This is a genomic window from Nocardiopsis halotolerans DSM 44410, assembly GCF_000341065.1.
In the GTDB taxonomy this organism is placed as follows: Bacteria; Actinomycetota; Actinomycetes; order Streptosporangiales; family Streptosporangiaceae; genus Nocardiopsis; species Nocardiopsis halotolerans.
In genome coordinates this window covers 1-15,471 of the sequence record NZ_ANAX01000030.1, presented here as the reverse complement: position 1 = coordinate 15,471, position 15,471 = coordinate 1, and the positions used below count along the sequence as shown (strand labels likewise).

At 68.9% G+C, this 15,471-nt stretch carries 15 protein-coding genes and 1 pseudogene (1 of these 16 only partly in view); 9 read left to right on the top strand and 7 right to left on the bottom strand.

Going from position 1 to position 15,471, the window contains the following annotated elements; translation table 11 throughout:
* A pseudogene (locus tag D455_RS28935) lies at positions 1–167 on the top strand (APC family permease) (it extends 1,101 nt beyond the left edge of the window).
* 267 nt (positions 168–434) lie between these two features.
* Here D455_RS28935 and D455_RS0102075 read toward each other — a convergent pair.
* From D455_RS0102075 to D455_RS0102055, 5 genes are all read right to left on the bottom strand, one after another.
* The gene (locus D455_RS0102075; RefSeq protein ID WP_017569103.1) at positions 435–1,196 is read right to left on the bottom strand and encodes an NUDIX hydrolase; all 762 of its coding nucleotides are present in this window, start codon (positions 1,194–1,196) and stop codon (positions 435–437) included.
* Positions 1,193–1,927 (bottom strand): HAD family hydrolase, encoded by a 735-nt coding sequence (locus D455_RS0102070; protein ID WP_017569102.1) that lies wholly within the window; start codon positions 1,925–1,927, stop codon positions 1,193–1,195. The genes D455_RS0102075 and D455_RS0102070 overlap by 4 nt, the downstream gene beginning before the upstream one ends.
* A gap of 142 nt (positions 1,928–2,069) precedes the next feature.
* Positions 2,070–3,017: a VWA domain-containing protein gene (locus D455_RS0102065; protein WP_017569101.1), complete on the bottom strand. Its 948-nt coding sequence runs from the start codon at positions 3,015–3,017 to the stop codon at positions 2,070–2,072.
* Positions 3,018–3,099: 82 nt separating this feature from the next.
* Entirely contained in the window at positions 3,100–4,068 is a 969-nt protein-coding gene (locus tag D455_RS0102060; protein ID WP_017569100.1) for a DUF58 domain-containing protein, read from the bottom strand.
* A 4-nt stretch (positions 4,069–4,072) separates the two neighbouring features.
* On the bottom strand, positions 4,073–5,134 hold the full coding sequence (locus D455_RS0102055) for an AAA family ATPase (protein ID WP_017569099.1): 1,062 nt from the start codon (positions 5,132–5,134) through the stop codon (positions 4,073–4,075).
* Positions 5,135–5,285: 151 nt separating this feature from the next.
* On the opposite strand from D455_RS0102055, the gene D455_RS0102050 reads away from it, so the two are divergent.
* The 5 genes from D455_RS0102050 (at position 5,286) to D455_RS0102030 (ending at position 11,103) form a co-directional block, all read left to right on the top strand.
* Positions 5,286–5,999: a protein kinase family protein gene (locus D455_RS0102050; RefSeq protein WP_026122233.1), complete on the top strand. Its 714-nt coding sequence runs from the start codon at positions 5,286–5,288 to the stop codon at positions 5,997–5,999.
* Between the two features lie 348 nt (positions 6,000–6,347).
* Positions 6,348–7,115 (top strand): HipA family kinase, encoded by a 768-nt coding sequence (locus D455_RS34710; protein ID WP_017569098.1) that lies wholly within the window; start codon positions 6,348–6,350, stop codon positions 7,113–7,115.
* The gene (locus tag D455_RS34705; RefSeq protein ID WP_017569097.1) at positions 7,112–7,549 is read left to right on the top strand and encodes a DUF3037 domain-containing protein; all 438 of its coding nucleotides are present in this window, start codon (positions 7,112–7,114) and stop codon (positions 7,547–7,549) included. Before D455_RS34710 ends, D455_RS34705 begins: the two co-directional genes overlap by 4 nt.
* A 142-nt stretch (positions 7,550–7,691) precedes the next feature.
* Positions 7,692–8,987 (top strand): multidrug effflux MFS transporter, encoded by a 1,296-nt coding sequence (locus D455_RS0102035; RefSeq protein WP_026122232.1) that lies wholly within the window; start codon positions 7,692–7,694, stop codon positions 8,985–8,987.
* Between the two features lie 139 nt (positions 8,988–9,126).
* Complete coding sequence (locus D455_RS0102030) at positions 9,127–11,103, top strand: AMP-binding protein (protein ID WP_026122231.1); 1,977 nt, start codon at positions 9,127–9,129, stop codon at positions 11,101–11,103.
* A gap of 116 nt (positions 11,104–11,219) precedes the next feature.
* Here the strand turns inward: D455_RS0102030 and D455_RS0102025 are convergent, their stop codons facing one another.
* A complete protein-coding gene (locus D455_RS0102025; RefSeq protein ID WP_017569094.1) occupies positions 11,220–11,882 on the bottom strand; it encodes a LuxR C-terminal-related transcriptional regulator in 663 nt (220 codons plus the stop codon).
* Positions 11,834–13,096 carry a sensor histidine kinase gene (locus tag D455_RS0102020; RefSeq protein WP_017569093.1) on the bottom strand — a complete coding sequence of 421 codons (1,263 nt, stop codon included), beginning with the start codon at positions 13,094–13,096 and terminating at the stop codon, positions 11,834–11,836. The genes D455_RS0102025 and D455_RS0102020 overlap by 49 nt, the downstream gene beginning before the upstream one ends.
* Positions 13,097–13,344: 248 nt before the next feature.
* Between D455_RS0102020 and D455_RS0102015 the strand changes: the two genes are divergently transcribed.
* The 3 genes from D455_RS0102015 (at position 13,345) to rnhA (ending at position 15,331) form a co-directional block, all read left to right on the top strand.
* On the top strand, positions 13,345–13,788 hold the full coding sequence (locus tag D455_RS0102015) for an SMI1/KNR4 family protein (RefSeq protein WP_026122230.1): 444 nt from the start codon (positions 13,345–13,347) through the stop codon (positions 13,786–13,788).
* A 99-nt stretch (positions 13,789–13,887) separates the two neighbouring features.
* Complete coding sequence (def, locus tag D455_RS0102010; protein WP_017569091.1) at positions 13,888–14,556, top strand: peptide deformylase; 669 nt, start codon at positions 13,888–13,890, stop codon at positions 14,554–14,556.
* Positions 14,557–14,857: 301 nt separating this feature from the next.
* A complete protein-coding gene (gene rnhA, locus D455_RS0102005; RefSeq protein ID WP_017569090.1) occupies positions 14,858–15,331 on the top strand; it encodes a ribonuclease HI in 474 nt (157 codons plus the stop codon).
* Positions 15,332–15,471 lie beyond the last annotated feature (140 nt).

The following is a 15,471-nucleotide window of genomic DNA, read 5'->3' as shown; positions in this document are numbered from 1 at the left end:
GCCCCGACGAACCCCGTCCGCCGCTGCCGGTGCCGCTGACCGGGTTGGCCGGGTGCGTGGTCCTGGCGTGCAGCCTGCCGCTGCCCACCGTCATCACCGGCATGGTGGTCCTGGCCGTGGGTGCCGGGCTGTGGTGGCTGCGGGAGCGGTTCGCACTGCGCTTCTGATGAGCGGTGTGCGCCCGGGGCCTCGCCCGGCCGCCACCCTCCCCGTCACCCCGACGACGGGAGTACCCGCGCCCGGTGCGGGAGCTCCCCGAAGCGGGAACCCCGCGGCGCCCGAGCGGCCGGGTCGTGTTCTTTGGATCGTTCCGTGCACGCGCCCCCGCTGTGCGATGCCGCCGAGCCCGCGAGGCAGTGCGCAGCAGGGGCGAGGGCCGCTCGCGGTGCGTCGGCTCCGCCGACAGGGGCGAAAAGCATCCAGGAGAACACTCCCTAGGCGTCTCCGAGCAGGTGGGCCATCCCCTGCCTGGCCGTCGTGGACAGCCGCAGCCCGGCCACCTCCTCAAGGGTGAACCAGCCGCAGTCCGCGGTCGAACCGTTCTCCTCCAGCACCCGGGCCGGGCCCGGGTCGGGGACCAGGACGCGGAAGAACACCCACACCGCGTAGATGTCGTGCCCACCGGACCGCTCCCGCCGGTGGCTGGAGACGGTGATCAGGTCGCCGATCCGACCGTCCTGGCCGGTCTCCTCCACGACCTCGCGCCGCAGCGCGGACCGCACGTCCTCCCCCGCGTCCACGCCGCCGCCCGGCAGGTGCCAGGTCCCCGCGGCGGGGAAGCCGTCGGCGATCAGGCTCAGCAGGACGCGCCCGTCCGGGTCGGTGACGATCCCGTAGGAGGCGAACCGGCGCAGCCGGGGCGGCCCGCCCTCGGGCACGGTCTCCTCGTCAGCCAGGTCGGCGGGGGAGGGCACGAGCCCGCCCCCGCCGACCGATGGCCAGGCCGCCTCCGCCCCTGCCTCGGCGAACACCACGCGGTCGATGTGCAGCGAGGTGCCGTCGGGGGCGTGTGACAGCTCGGTGAGCACGTCCAGCGGGCGCAGCGGGGTGTCGGGGGCCAGGCCGACGTGGCGGCGGACCACGTCGGCGGGGTCCTGTCCGAACAGCACACGCGCACCGGGCACGCTGGAAGCCCCCGGCATGACCAGGTGAGCGGTGACGCGCCGCCCCGGTGTGCCCGGGGAGGCGGTGGTCACAGCGATCCGGCGGCGGGGGCCGCGCTGGGCAGGCCGACCAGACGCAGCAGGTCGTCCAGGTTGGTGACGGTGGTCACCGACTCGAAGTGCTGGTGGCCCCGGCGGTCCATCATGACCGGACGCATGCGCGCGGCCACGGCTCCCACGCCGTCGGCCTGGATCTGGTCGCCAACGTGCCAGCAGGCGGCGGGGTCCACACCCATGCGCTGGGCGGCCGTGTGGAAGATGCGCGGGTCGGGCTTGCCCGTTCCGACGGTGTCGGCGCACACCACGGCGTGGAAGTAGGGGGTCAGCTCCAGCGCCTGCAACTTGGCGTGCTGGAGGGACTCGATCCCGTTGGTGACCAGGGCCAGGCGGTACCCCGCCGAGGCCAGGGCGTTGAGCGCGGGGATCGTGTCGGGGAAGAGCTGCCACGCGGAGCGGTGGGCGTCCAGGTAGAGCCTGTACAGGTCGTCGCAGTGCTGGTCGGCGATGTCGGCGTGACCGGCCTGGACGGCCAGGGCACGGATGCGCTCACGGCGCTGCTGCTCCAGGTTCAGGTGTCCGCGCAGGTAGGAACCGAAGGAGATCTCGGTCTGCACGTCCCACAGACTGCGTGCGGCCCCGAAGTCCGGGTGGCCGAGCCGCTCCATAACCGCGCGGAGCCCCGTGGACGACGCGGCGAGATCGTCGATGAGGGTGTCGTCCAGGTCGAAGCAGAACGCCGTCGGCGCTGCGGGTGTGTTCGGCATTGGTCCTCAAGTGGATGGGCATGACAAAACATGCCAACGCTAACCCGTGGACGTAACAGGAACGGTGTAAACCCCACCCAAAGGGATGTGTCGCATATCACTTGAATGTCGGGCATGAGGGTGTCGTGGGATGGCCTCCGACTCACGGGAGCCGCTGGAACCACAGCAATGACGTCACCGCGGTGGCCATCGCCAGGACGATCGCCACCAGCACGAAACGTGTGACGATTTCCTCGTGCACCAGCTCGGTACCCAGCGACGATCCGATGTCCTCGTAGACGTCGTCCAGCTCCGTCTCGCTCGCCGCCTCGTAGAAGTGACCGCCGGTGTCCGCGGCCAGACCGCGCAGCGCCTCCTTGTCGATGTCGGCGGGCACCTGGTACCCGTCGATCTCGATCATCGCCGCACCCGTGCCGAACGCGATCGTGGACACGGGCACCTCCTGCTCGGAGGCGGCCACCACGGCCTCGGAGATGGCGCGCCCGCTCGTGTTCTCCCCGTCCGAGAGCAGCACGACAGCCGAGGGCGGCGGGTTCTCCTGGGACTCCTCGTCGAAGCTGGTGATCGCCTCCAGGGAGGCGAACACCCCCTCGCCGATCGCCGTCCCCGGCCCCAGCTGGAGGTTCTCGATCGACCCCAGCACCGCCCGGTGGTCGTGGGTGGGGGAGGAGACCACCGTCGCCGTCGAGGAGAAGGCCACCAGGCCCACGTTGAACCGGTCCGGCAGCGTCTCCACGAACCCCTGCGCCGACTCCTTGGCCGCCTCCAGGCGGTTGGGGTCGATGTCGTTGGCCGCCATCGACAGCGACACGTCCACCGCCACCATGATCGTCGCCCGCTCGCGCGGCTGCTCCACCGGCATCGCGGGCACGGCCATCGCGGAGATGAGCACGCCGATCGTCAACGTGAACAACACCGCTGGCACGTGTCTGCGCACGTCCGGCCGGTGCGGCGCCACCTGGTCCAGCAGGGCCAGGTTGGTGAAGCGCATCGTGTACTCGCGTCGCCGGGTCTGCGCGAACACGTACGCGGCGACCAGTACGACCACGAGGAGCAGCCACCACAGGCGCTGGGGTTCCGTGAAGGTCATCTCAGTCTCCCCGTACGTCGGCTCTGCTTCCGCGGGTCCGCGCCCGCGCCCTCGTTCGGTCCCTTGGCGGGGCCCGTCGCGCTCACCGGGGCGCTCCCGGTGTGTGGCGGGCCAGGTGGTGTGCGGTACGCCTCTGGTGCATGACGAACCGTGCCGTGTCCAGTACCCAGTCCCGGTCCGTTCGTAGCACCAGGTGGTGGACTCCGCACCGGCGCAGCGCGTCACGCACCGCCCTGCGCTGCTCTCCGGCCGCGTGGCGGTAGCGTTCGCGTACCGCCCGCGTCAGCCGCACGTCGCGCACCACACCCGTGCGGGGATCGCGCAGGGTCACGTCGCCCACCTCGGGCACGTCCAGTTCACGCGGATCGATCACCTCCACCACCAGCACCTGGTGGCGTGAGGACAGCTGCCGCAGCGGACGCTCCCAGGTGACCTCGCCACCGAAGGCGGGTGTGTCCAGGAAGTCGGAGATCACCACCCGCAGGCCGCGGCGGCGACGGACGCGTACCAGGTCGTCGAGGGCGTCGGCCAGGGTGGCCCCGTGCGGGGAGGGGACGCGCTCGTCGCCGGTCGGCGCCGCGGCCACCGTGGCCAGCAGCGCGAGCAGGGCCTCCTTGCCCGAACGCGCGGGCCAGCGCCGGACCGTGCCCTGGTGCAGGAAGTGGGCGCCGAACCGGTCGCCCACCTTCTGGGTGAGCAGGTTGGCCGCCACCATCGCGCCGACCGCCACCTCGCGCTTGGAGCGCAGGCCCGTACCGAAGTCCATGCTCGGCGACAGGTCCAGCAGGGTCCAGCTCTCCAACTCCCGGTCGGCGACCAGGTCGCGCACGTGCGGGGTGTCGGTGCGGGCGGTGACCGACCAGTCCATGAGGCGTACGTCGTCCTCGCCCGGCTGGTACAGGCGCGCCTCGGCCGCCTCCGAGCCCGGCCCCAGACGCAGACCGAGGTGGTCCCCGTGCAGGAGCCCCTCCAGGCGGTGCACGATGCGCAGGTCCAGGCGGCGCAGCGCGGCGCGCAGCCTGGGGTCGGTACCGAGAGCGGGTGTGGTCACGGGCTCACCTCGGGGAGGCGAGGGAGGCGGTCTCACCGCTGGGCGGCTCGTCCCAGATCACCCGCGGGGCCAGCACGGTCGACAGGATGCGGTCGACCACCTGCTCGGCGGTGATCCCGTCGGCCAGGGCGTCGAAGGTGAGCACCAGGCGGTGGGCGATGACGTCGTGGGCGAGGACCCGTACGTCGTCGGGCAGGACGTAGTCGCGCCCGCGCAGCAGGGCCAGGGCCCGCGCGGCCGAGACCAGGCCCAGGGTGGCGCGGGGGCTGGCCCCCATCTCCAGCACCTGGCGCAGGTCCGGCATCTGGTGGTTCTCCGGCTCGCGTGTGGCCATGACCAGCCTCACCACGTAGTCGGCGATGAGCTGGTGGACGTGGACGCGCTGGGCGTCGGCCTGGAGCTCCCCCAAGGTGACGGGGTCGAGCACCTGGTGCGCGGTGGGCGGGGTGGTCGACATCCGGCGCAGGATCTCCATCTCCTCGTGGGCGCGCGGATGTCCGACGTTGACCTTCATCAGGAACCGGTCGCGCTGGGCCTCGGGCAGCGGGTACACGCCCTCGGACTCCACCGGGTTCTGTGTGGCGATGACGATGAAGGGGGAGGGAAGGGGGTAGGTGGTACCGCCGAGGGAGACCTGCCGTTCGGCCATGACCTCCAGCAGGGCCGACTGCACCTTCGCGGGGGCCCGGTTGATCTCGTCGGCGAGCACGAAGTTGGCGAAGACCGGACCCAACTCCACGTCGAACCGCTCGGTGGAGGGATGGTAGATGCGCGTGCCGACGATGTCGGAGGGCACCAGGTCCGGTGTGAACTGCACACGGGCGAACGAGCCCCCCGTGACCTTGGCCAGCGTGGACACCGCCAGGGTCTTGGCGATGCCGGGGACGCCCTCGATGAGGCAGTGCCCCTGGGCGACCAGGGCGATCAGGGAGCGTTCCACCATGCGTTCCTGGCCCACGATGACCGTGGACACCTCGTGCAGCGCGGCGCGCAACAGCCTGGTCGGCTCCCCCGGCGCGCTCTCCGCGCCCGAGTGGGGCGCGGAGCCGTTTCCGGTCTCTGCCATGTCCCGCCTTCCTAGCAGGGAGCCCCGACGCGGGGCAGCCGGATAGGTTGTAGATCACTCACCTGTGGTGACACTACCCGCTCCGCGGGCGCCAGTCCGGTACACAACGCGGCGAAGCGGACGGACGGTGCGGGAGGGGAAGGGGGATGACATGGCGGTTCCCACGATGGGGCTGAACGAGGGTGATCCGCGTCAACTGGGCGGCTACCGCCTCGTGGGACGGTTGCGCGAGTCCTCCCTGGGCGTGGTCTACCTGGGCAGGGACGCCTCGGGGGACCAGGTGAGTGTCGCCGTGCTCGACTCCGGCGCAGCGGGTGACGGTGAGGCGCGCAAGCTGTTCGTGGAGGCGGTGCGGAGCAGTCCCGACGTGGTCGCGGCCCGTACGCAGGGGCGTTCGGCGCTGTGGGTGGCCGTGGCCCACGACGGTTCCGGTGCGGGGGCGGAGTACTTCCTGAGGGAGGCCTCCCGGTCGGGGCGGGCGGCCGCGAGCGGGCCCGTGGTGATGCCGCACTGGGCGGGGTCGCGCGGATCGGCCTCGGTGCGGTGGGCGCCCTGGGCCGCGCGTCGGCACAGCGCGGTGGCGGCGGGGGAGAGCAACTGGTGGCTGATCGGTGGGTTGGGCCTGGTCCTGGTGCTGCTCCTGTTGCTGGTGTCACTGTTGTACTGGTGGATGCTCCAGTTTCCTCCGCCGGAGATGCCCGCCTCGCAGCCCTCGCAGGGGCAGGAGAGCCCTCAGGGCCAGCCGGGGGAGGGAGCCAGCCCGGGTGAGGGTGAGGAAGGCGGGGGAGGGGAGAACACCCCGGTGATCCCGACGCCGGGCGAGGGCGACGGTGAGTGGGGGAACGACCCCGAGGACAACCTCTAGTCCGCAGGGACGGAGAGGGATGTGTTCGTGGGGCCCGTGTCGACACGGGCCCCATCTCTTGCCCAGTATAAAATCTACGCCGTAAAGGTGCGTGAATCTTTCTATAAAAACCAGAACCAAAGAACAGTCGTGCGGCTACGCCGCACCTTCTTCCCAACCTCCGTCTCCGAAAGGGGTCGGCGTGTCGCGGCGGGACCTGTGGGTGTCTGGAACGTGTTCAGCGTCGTTTAGCAGGCCCGGTGGGAGACGCTGGTGGGGGCGGGTAGGGCCGAAACGCTCCCTCGCTTCTGTGTCCGGTTCAACGCCGTGCCTCCGAAGGGCGGTACGCGTACACCCCGGGTGCTGCCTATGCTGGTCCGCGTGCTGAGAAAGGTGATCGCGACGCGGTACGTGTTGCCGCTGCGCGAAGGAGGTTCGCTCCCGGGGCTGGTCGAGGCCGATGACCTGGGGATGTACGTGGTCAAGTTCCTCGGGGCGGGCCAGGGGCGCAAGACGCTCGTGGCCGAGGGCGTCGCCGGTGAGCTGGGCCGCGCCCTGGGACTGCCCGTTCCCGAGCTGGTCACGGTGGAGTTCGACGCGGTGATCGGCCGCAGCGAACCCGACCCCGAGGTGCAGGAGCTGCTCAAGGCCAGCGATGGGCTCAACCTGGGGATGGACTTCCTGCCGGGCTCGTTGGGCTTCGACCCCCTGACCTTCGAGGTGGACCGGGGGTTCGCCGGGCGGGTGCTGTGGTTCGACGCCCTGACCGGCAACGTGGACCGCTCCTGGCGCAACCCGAACATGCTGCTGTGGCACGGACACCCCTACCTGATCGACCACGGTGCGACGTTGATCTTCCACCACAACTGGGCCAACGCCGACCGGTTCGTCCACCGCGCCTACGACGCCTCCGACCACGTGCTCTCGGCCGCGTCCCCGGACCTGGCCGCCGCGGACGCGGCCCTGGCCCCGTTGGTGGAGGAGGATCTGCTGCGCCGTGTGGTGGGCCTGGTGCCCGACGAGTGGTTGGTGGACGAGCCCGGGTTCGACGCCCCTGAGGACGTGCGGGAGGCCTACGTGCGCTATCTGCTGGACCGGGTGGCCGACCGGTCGTGGCTGCCGGAGGTGGCGGCGTGAGCGGGCCCAGGAGGTACAGCGACGAGGTGACGACCGGTCGTGTGGGCGAGGTCCGCGACCGGGCGGTGTTCGAGTACGCGCTGTTGCGGGTGGTGCCGCGTCTGGAGCGCGGTGAGTGCGTGAACGCCGGGGTGATCGTGTACTGCCAGGAGCGTCGGTTCCTGGCGGCCGGTTCGGCGTTGGACGAGGAGCGGTTGTTGGCGGTGGATCCGCGGGTGGACGTGGCCGGTGTGCGGCGTGCGCTGGAGGCGGTCGAGGTGATGTGCCGTGGTGGTGTGGAGGCCGGTGCGGCCGGTCGTGAGCGCCCGGGCCAGCGGTTCCGGTGGTTGACGGCTCCTCGGAGCACGATCGTGCAGCCGGGGCCGATCCACGGGGGACTGACGGAGGACCCCGAGGGTGAGGTCGGACGGTTGCTGGACCGACTCGTAAGGTAACGGTCCGGGTCGTAACGGACATCACAGGTCTTCGGGGCGATAAAAAGGAGGCGACTCACGGGGTCGGGATGTTGGTATGGAGTGTCCACCGTCGGTGGGAGCTCTCCCGGCCGACTCTCCCCTTTCTCGAACTGGAGCGCCTGTGCAGTCCCCGAACACCCCCTCCAAGGCCCCTGACCAGGGGGAATCTGAGAGGAGACCGGACACGACCCCGAATCCGGCCCCGATCCAGCGTTGGCAGCCCACGCGTAAGGCCGTGGCGTTGCTGGTGATGGTCCTGGGCGTGCTGACGGCGACCGGGCCGTTGGCGACCGACATGTACCTTCCCGCGCTGCCGGAGATCGCGCGGGAGCTGGGGACGAACGAGGCCCGGATCCAGCTGACGCTGACGGCGATGATGCTGGGGCTGGCGGTGGGCCAGTTGGTGATCGGGCCGTTGAGTGACGCCGTGGGTCGGCGTGGTCCGCTGCTGGTGGGCGTGGCCGTGTTCACGGTGACGTCGGTGTTGTGTGTGTTCGTGCCGAACGTGACGGTGTTCATCGGCTTGCGGTTCGTGCAGGGGGTGGCCGGTGCCGCTGGTGCGGTGATCGCGCGTGCGGTGGTGCGTGACCTGTTCAAGGGCGATGACGCGGTGCGGTTCTTCTCGCGCCTGGCGTTGGTGATGATGCTGGCCCCGATGCTGGCTCCGCTTGCGGGTGCGCAGTTGCTGCTGGTGGGTTCGTGGCAGTTGAGTTTTTGGGTGTTGGCGGCGATGGCGGCGTTGAGCTTCGTGCTGGTGCTGCTGTGGTTGCCGGAGAGCCTTCCCGTTGAGGACCGTCGTCGGCGGGGGCCGCGTGAGTTGCTGTCGACGGTGGGGGGTCTGCTGCGTCAGCCGCGGTTCGTGGGTCCGGTGCTCACGCTGGGGTTGAGTTTCGGGATGCTGTTCACGTACGTGTCGGCGTTCTCGTTCGTGTCGCAGACGGAGTTCGACGCCTCTCCGCAGACGTACGCGTGGCTGTTCGCGATCAACTCGGTGGGGATGATGGCGGGGACGCAGACCAACGGCCTGTTGGTGGGTCGTGTGGAGACGTTGCGGCGTCTGGGGCTGGGTCTGGTGGCGGCGTTGGTGTCGGTGGGTGTGCTGGCGGTGCTGGCGCTGACGGGTGTGGCCCAGTTGTGGATGGTCGTGGTGTTGTTGGCGTTGACCATGTTCAGCGTCGGGTTCATCATGCCGAACGCGACGGTGACGGCTCTGGACGGGCAGCCCACGTCGGTGGCGGGTACCGCCTCGGCGTTGATGGGGGCGTTGCAGTTCGCCCTGGGCGGTTCGGTGGCGTCTTTGGCGGGGTTGACGGAGACGGGTGAGGCCTCGTTGGTGAGTATGTCGGTGGTGATGGTGTCGGTGGCGGCTCTGTCGTTTTCGGCGTACGTGTGGTCGGTGCGTGCCAAGACCCGGTGATGCGGGGGTTGGCGCGGGTGTGTGGTTCTCGGTTCCGGGTTGCCGTGTGGTGGCGAAATGGGCACAGTAGGTCGCGATTCTCCTGATTGATGTGGGCCCGTCCGGGCCCGTCTTCCGAGCGGCAAGAGGATGAGTGGGTATGGGCGAGCCGAGTGTCTCTCCTGGTGTGTGGGCTCGGGGTCTTTCCGGGCTGAGTGACCTGGTGTACGGGGCGGCCACGGAGGAGGCCCATGCCGAGGTGTTCTCCGTGCGGGGGGAACGGGGCCGTTGGGAGCGGGTGTCGGCTGGTGGGTTCGCCACGGAGGTGACGGGGGTCGCCAAGGGTCTGGTGGCGGCCGGTGTGGGCGAGGGCGACCGGGTCCTGGTGGTGGCGGACTCGCAGCAGGAGTGGGTGCGTCTGGCGTTCGCCGTGTGGTCGGTGCGGGCTGTGCTGGTGCCGTTGGCGACGTCGGTGTCGGTGGAGCGTGTGGTGCATGTGGTGCGTCAGACGCGTCCGGCGGCGGCGGTGGTGCAGGGTGATCGGTTCCTGCGTGTGGTGTCGGGGTTGCAGCGTGAGCTGCCGGATCTGGGCCGGGTGTGGTCGATGGAGGCGGGCCTGGCGGATGTGGTGACGCTGGGTGCGTACATGGACGCTTCGTCGGTGCGGTTTCGGCGGGACGGGGCGATGGCCGAGGACGCGGCGGTGGTGTTGTACCCGCTGAGTACGGTGTCGCGGTTGACGCGGGGTGTGGTGCTCTCGCATGGGGCGTTGCTGTCGGCTGCGGCGGATCTGGTGGATCGGATGTGGCCGCGGTTGTCGGAGTTGCCGGCGGGGCGTGCGAGCACGTTGTTGGATCTGCCGTTGTCGCAGATTTCGGGGTTGGCGTCGTTGGTGGCGTGCATGGTGGGTCGTGTGCGTGTGGGGTTGGCTGGTGCGTCGGGGTTGATGCGTCAGGTGGAGGCGTTCAAGCCGACGGTGTTGGTGTGTTCGGCGGGGGTGTTGGAGAGCGTTTTCGAGGGGGAGCGGGGGAGTGCGCGTTCGACGGGGTGGGACTCGTTGGGCACGTTCAATGCCGCGGTGGATGCGGCGGTGCAGTTCGATCGGGCTGTGAAGAGGACGGCGTGGCAGCGGTTGTCGCGGTCGATGTATGACTGGCAGTTCTCGCGTGTGCGGGAGATGCTGGGTGGCCGTGTGCATCTGGCGGTGTGCTGGGGCGGTGGGTTGTCGGCCCGGTTGGAGTCCTTCTTCGGTGGTGTGGGCGTGCCGGTGGTGCAGGTGTTCGGTACGGCTGAGTCCGCTGGGGTTTTTGTGGCTGGTGCTGTGGGTGATCGGGTTCCGGGGACGGTGGGTCGTGCTCTGGAGGGCCGTGAGGTGTGGGTGTCTCGTGAGGGTGAGGCCCATGTGCGTGGTGGGGCGGTGTTCTCGGGGTACTGGGGTGATGGTGAGGCTTCGCGGAGTGCGTTCCGTGAGGGGTGGTTGGCGACGGGGTTCGCGGCGGAGGTGGACGCGGACGGGTTCGTGACGGTGGTGGGCCGGGTGCGTGCTCAGGCGGCGACGGTGGAGGTGCCGGGGCGTTTCGTGGCGCGTGCGGTGGAGGCTTCGCGGGCTGCGGTGGATGTGGAGGCCGTGGAGGGCGGCGGTGCTGTGGCTGGGCCGGTGGAGCCGGAGCCGGTGGGTTCTGCTGGGTCTGTTGAGGCTGTGGCGCCGACTGAGGCGTTGCCTGTGGTGGCTGAGCGCGGGGACGCGGAGTTGGTGGCGGAGTTCGAGGCGCGGTTGCGTGCGCATCCGTTGATCAGTCAGGTGTTGGTGATCGTGGAGGGGCGGCCGTTCGCGAGTGCTTTGGTGACGTTGGTGCGTGACCAGTTGGAGTATTGGCGGTTGGTGAACGGTCGGCCGTTGTCGATGGCGCCGGAGGAGATCGCGGGGGATCGTGATCTGCTGCGTGAGGTGCAGGGGTTGGTGTATGAGGCCAATCGGAGTGTGCCGCGGCATTTGGCGGTGCGGTCGTTCCATGTGTTGGCTGAGGAGTTCACGGTGCAGTCGGGGTTGGTGCAGCCGTCGGGGGAGTTGCGTCGTGAGGCGGTGTTGCGGGCGTTCTCGGAGGAGATTGACGGGTTGTACCGGCGTCGTGAGTAGGTGTGGGTAGAGGGTGTTGTGTGGCCGTGGCTCCGACCGTGTGGTCGGGGCCACGGTTTTTTGTGTGGGGGTTCGGGTGGTGCCAGGGTCTGTGCGCGGTGGGTTGTGGGTGCTGTCTAGGTGTTGGTGGTGTCTTGGCCGTTGAGGTAGGCGAGGACGGCGAGGACGCGGCGGCTGTCGTCGGAGGAGGGGGGTAGGTCGAGTTTGGTGAAGATGTTGTTGATGTGTTTGCTGACGGCTTTTTCGGTGATGTAGAGGCGTCCGGCGATGGCGGAGTTGGAGCGGCCTTCGGCCATTTCGGAGAGGACTTCGCGTTCGCGTGGGGTGAGTTGGGCGAGGGGGCCGCTCTGGTCCTGGCGGGCGAGGAGTTGGGAGATTACGGCGGGGTCCATGGCGGTGCCGCCGTCGGCGACGCGTCGGACGGCTTCGATGAACTGGCCGATGTCGAAGACGCGGTCTTTGAGGAGGTAGCCGACGCCTCCGGTGTCGTCGGAGAGGAGTTCGCGGGCGTAGAGCTGTTCGACGTGCTGGGAGAGGACGAGGATGGGCAGGCCGGGGATGTGGGTGCGGGCGGCGATGGCGGCTTGGAGGCCTTCGTCGGTGAAGGTGGGGGGTAGGCGTACGTCGACGACGGCGACGTCGGGTTTGTGTTCGGTGAGGGCGGTGTGGAGGTCGGGGCCGTTGTCGACGGCGGCGACGACGGTGAATTCGTGTGCTTGGAGGAGGCGGATCAGTCCGTCTCTGAGGAGGGCAAGGTCTTCGGCGATGACAACGCGCATGGGATCTCCAGGGTGACGATGGTGGGGCCGCCTGGGGGGCTGGTGATGTTCATCGTGCCATCGAAGGCGTCCAGGCGCCTGTGGATTCCTGCGAGGCCGCTGCCGGGGGTGGGGGTGGCTTGGCCGGTGCCGTTGTCGGTGACGGTGATGACGAGGCGGTTGTGGCCGTGGTTGATGTGGACCCAGGCGTGGGTGGCGTGGGCGTGTTTGGCGGTGTTGGTGAGGAGTTCGGCGATGGCGAAGTAGGCGGCGGATTCGACGGGGTCGGCGGGGCGTCCGGGGAGGTTGATGGTGACGGTGATGGGGAGGTGGTGGGTGAGGGCGAGGGCGTGGACGGCGCCGTGGAGTCCGCGTTCGACGAGGACGGGTGGGTGGATGCCGCGGACGAGGTCGCGGAGTTCGGTGAGGGCGTGGCGGGTGGTTTCGCGGGCTTCGGCGAGCATGGTGCGGGCGGTGGTGGGGTCTTGTTCGACGATGTGTTCGGCCATGCCGAGGTTCATGCCGAGGGCGACGAGGCGGGCTTGGGCGCCGTCGTGGAGGTCGCGTTCGATGCGGCGGATTTCTGCGGCTTGGGTGTCGATGGTGTTGGCGCGGCTGGTGGCCAGGTGGGCGACGCGTGCGGTGAGTCGGGCTTTTTCTGAGGGGGCGAGGAGGAGGCGGTTGAAGCGTAGGTAGAGGTTGGTGGTGGGGGGGAGGAGGAGGTATCCGAGGGTGAGGAGGAGGGTGGCGGGGGCGAGGGTGAGGAGTTGGTGGATGGGGCCTGGGGTGTAGGTGCCGTAGAGGGGGTGGGTGGTGAGGCCGAGGGAGAAGAGGAGTTGGTAGGTGCCGTGGAGGAGGGGGATGAGGGGGAGGGAGATGAGGGTGATGTTGGCGGGTCCGGAGATGAGCCAGAGGAGGTCTTTCCAGGTGGCGGGGTCGGTGATGATGGTGGCGCCGCGGCGGGTGATGCCTGTTGGGGGGATGGGGCGGTAGGCGGAGGGGAGGGGGTTTTTGGGGTGGAGTTGGTGGAGGGTGCGGCGTTGGCTGTTGGCGAGGGTGCGGAGGAGGGTGCCGGTGAGGATGACGAAGGGGAGGCCGATCCAGAGGAGGGTGAGGATGGCGGAGGTGATGATGAGGGGGAGTAGGAGGAGGGCGGCGATGTTTTGGGAGAGCAGGAGGAAGATGTAGGCGAGGGTGGTGAGGCGGCCTGCGCGGTGGTGGGTTGCGGTGGCCATGGGTGGTTTCTTCCGTTCCTGCGTTTTGGGGTGGTGGGTTGGTGGGGGTGGGGGGTTGGTGTCTATTGTGTCGTGTTCGTGGGTGGGGTGCGGTGGTGGTGGCTCCCCTGTTGGTGGGGTGGGCGCGTGGGGCCATTATGCGTTATTGTGATGGTTTGTTCACTCGGGGTGATGGTTCTGGGGTTGGGTAGTTGGGGTTTTGGCGCAACTCGCCGTCGACGATTTCCCGTGTCTTGCCACGACCTGTGATGATCAGGAGTGTGTGGCGTGAACTGATCCTGGAGATGTATCCCGAGGCCGATCTGAGTGATCCGGCCGATGAGGTGACCCTGACCGAGGTCGAGAAGCACCTGGTGCTGCCCCTGCCGTTTGAGCTGGCGTCCTTGTTGCGGGAGACCGACGGGGTGACCAACGAGTACGGGGACGCGGTGGTGTGGAGTGCGCGGCGTCTGGTGGAGGACAATCTGGCGATGCGTCGGGAGCCGGACTATCTGGAGTTGTACGCGCCTTTCGACGAGATGATCTTCTTCGGTGACTCCGATATGGGGCCGCAGTTCGCCTACGTGCACACGGACTACGGTCCGGGGATCGTGGTGTGGGACCATGAGAGCGATCGGCGGCGCCTGGTGGTGGTGTCGTTGCGTGACTATCTGGCGCGGTGTTTGATCCAGGGTAATTCCTGGTTCCGTTGACCCGTCGTGGTTGACCTGCCTTTTCGTGCTATTTTTCGGTGGTGTTGGTGGCGCGGGCGCCACTGTTTGTCTCCCCGAGTGTGTTGTGAGAGTAGGACCATGTCGGAGCAGTCCAGGCCTGCCGAGGTTGCCGCCGTCGTTCAGGGCCGGGAGGTCGCGGACTTTCCCGAGTGGGCTCCGGAGGCGGCGCGGGGCCGGGTGCGGCGGATCACCGTGACGGGTGAGGAGGTGCTGCATCGGCGTAACGCCGACGTTGACCCTCGGATGTTGGGTGGGGCGGAGTTGGCGCGGCTCATCGATGACATGTTCGTGACGATGTACGCGGCTGAGGGTGTGGGGTTGGCGGGCAACCAGGTGGGTGTGGATCTGCGGTTGTTCGTCTATGACTGCCCTGATGATGAGGGTGTGCGCCATGTGGGGCACGTGATCAATCCGGTGCTGGACGAGCGTGATCTGGATGATCCGGTGGTGGTGGAGTCGGAGGGGTGTTTGTCGGTGCCGGGTCCGCACGCGGACCTGGGGCGGGCCGAGCACGCCACGGTGCGGGGTGTGGACCGTGAGGGCAACCCCGTGGTGGTCAGTGGTAGCGGGTACTTCGCCCGGTGTTTGCAGCACGAGACCGATCACACGTTGGGTCGGGTGTATGTGGATCGGTTGAGTGCGCGTGAGCGCAAGCGGGTGTTGAAGAAGATGAACGAGATGGCGGGCAACGTGTTCGCGCGCCGTGAGGAGCGGGCCGCGGAGTTGGCGGAGGAGCTGGCTGGCTGATCGCCCGTGTGGGGAGGGGCGCCCGGTGGGGCGCCCCTTTTTTCGTGTGCGGGGTGGTGCGGGCATGGTGTGTGTACCCGTCCGCTTCCAGGAGGTCGCCCTGTCCCAGGCCCCTGGGGGTCTTGGTCACGCCTGTGTGAGAGTGGTTGGTGGGGTTGGGGGTGGGAGGGGCCTTTGGTTGGGTTGGCGGGCCGAAGTGGTGGGTGTGGGGGTTCCAGTGGGGCTGTGTGGCTCTGTTTTTGGCCCCGTTGGGGTGGGTTGTGGCCTTTTCGTGATCGTGGGGGGCGGTAGATTGCCCGGCATGCACAACGGGGACGAGGTCGGCCTGGAGCCGACGCAGCGGGTGATCATCTACACCGATGGGGCGTGCAGCGGCAACCCCGGCCCGGGCGGGTGGGGTGTGTGGTTGCGCTATGGCGGTCACGAGAAGGAGTTGTACGGCGGTGAGGAGCAGACCACCAACAACCGGATGGAGTTGATGGCGGCGATCCGGGGGTTGGAGAGCCTGAAGCAGTCCCTGCCGGTGCTGGTGCACACCGACTCCTCCTACGTGCGCAACGGGATCACCTCGTGGATGCACAACTGGAAGCGGCGCGGGTGGCGCACGGCGGACAAGAAGCCGGTCAAGAACGTGGATCTGTGGCAGCGCCTGGACGAGGTGGCTTCCCGCTACGAGGTGGAGTGGCGGTGGGTGCGCGGGCACAGCGGTGACGAGGGCAACGAGCGTGCCGACGCGTTGGCGCGGCGTGGGCGTGATGAGGCCGCTGGTTTGTAGCGGGTTGGTGGTGGGCTCTCCCCTGGAAGGGGGAGGGCCCTTTTTCATGGGGTGTCGGTGTCGGCTTTGAGGGCGTCGACCATCAGGCGGTGTGGTCCGGGGCCGGAGGAGGCCAGGGTGTCGTCGGGGTTGGACAGGGT

Coding starts and splice junctions, on each gene's coding strand:
- D455_RS0102070 (WP_017569102.1), bottom strand. CDS start 1,927: ATGCCGAACACACCCGCAGCGCCGACGGCGTTCTGCTTCGACCTGGAC.
- D455_RS0102065 (WP_017569101.1), bottom strand. CDS start 3,017: ATGACCTTCACGGAACCCCAGCGCCTGTGGTGGCTGCTCCTCGTGGTC.
- D455_RS0102055 (WP_017569099.1), bottom strand. CDS start 5,134: ATGGCAGAGACCGGAAACGGCTCCGCGCCCCACTCGGGCGCGGAGAGC.
- D455_RS0102050 (WP_026122233.1), top strand. CDS start 5,286: ATGGCGGTTCCCACGATGGGGCTGAACGAGGGTGATCCGCGTCAACTG.
- D455_RS34710 (WP_017569098.1), top strand. CDS start 6,348: ATGCTGGTCCGCGTGCTGAGAAAGGTGATCGCGACGCGGTACGTGTTG.
- D455_RS0102030 (WP_026122231.1), top strand. CDS start 9,127: ATGGGCGAGCCGAGTGTCTCTCCTGGTGTGTGGGCTCGGGGTCTTTCC.
- D455_RS0102025 (WP_017569094.1), bottom strand. CDS start 11,882: ATGCGCGTTGTCATCGCCGAAGACCTTGCCCTCCTCAGAGACGGACTG.
- D455_RS0102020 (WP_017569093.1), bottom strand. CDS start 13,096: ATGGCCACCGCAACCCACCACCGCGCAGGCCGCCTCACCACCCTCGCC.
- D455_RS0102015 (WP_026122230.1), top strand. CDS start 13,345: ATGATCAGGAGTGTGTGGCGTGAACTGATCCTGGAGATGTATCCCGAG.
- def (WP_017569091.1), top strand. CDS start 13,888: ATGTCGGAGCAGTCCAGGCCTGCCGAGGTTGCCGCCGTCGTTCAGGGC.
- rnhA (WP_017569090.1), top strand. CDS start 14,858: ATGCACAACGGGGACGAGGTCGGCCTGGAGCCGACGCAGCGGGTGATC.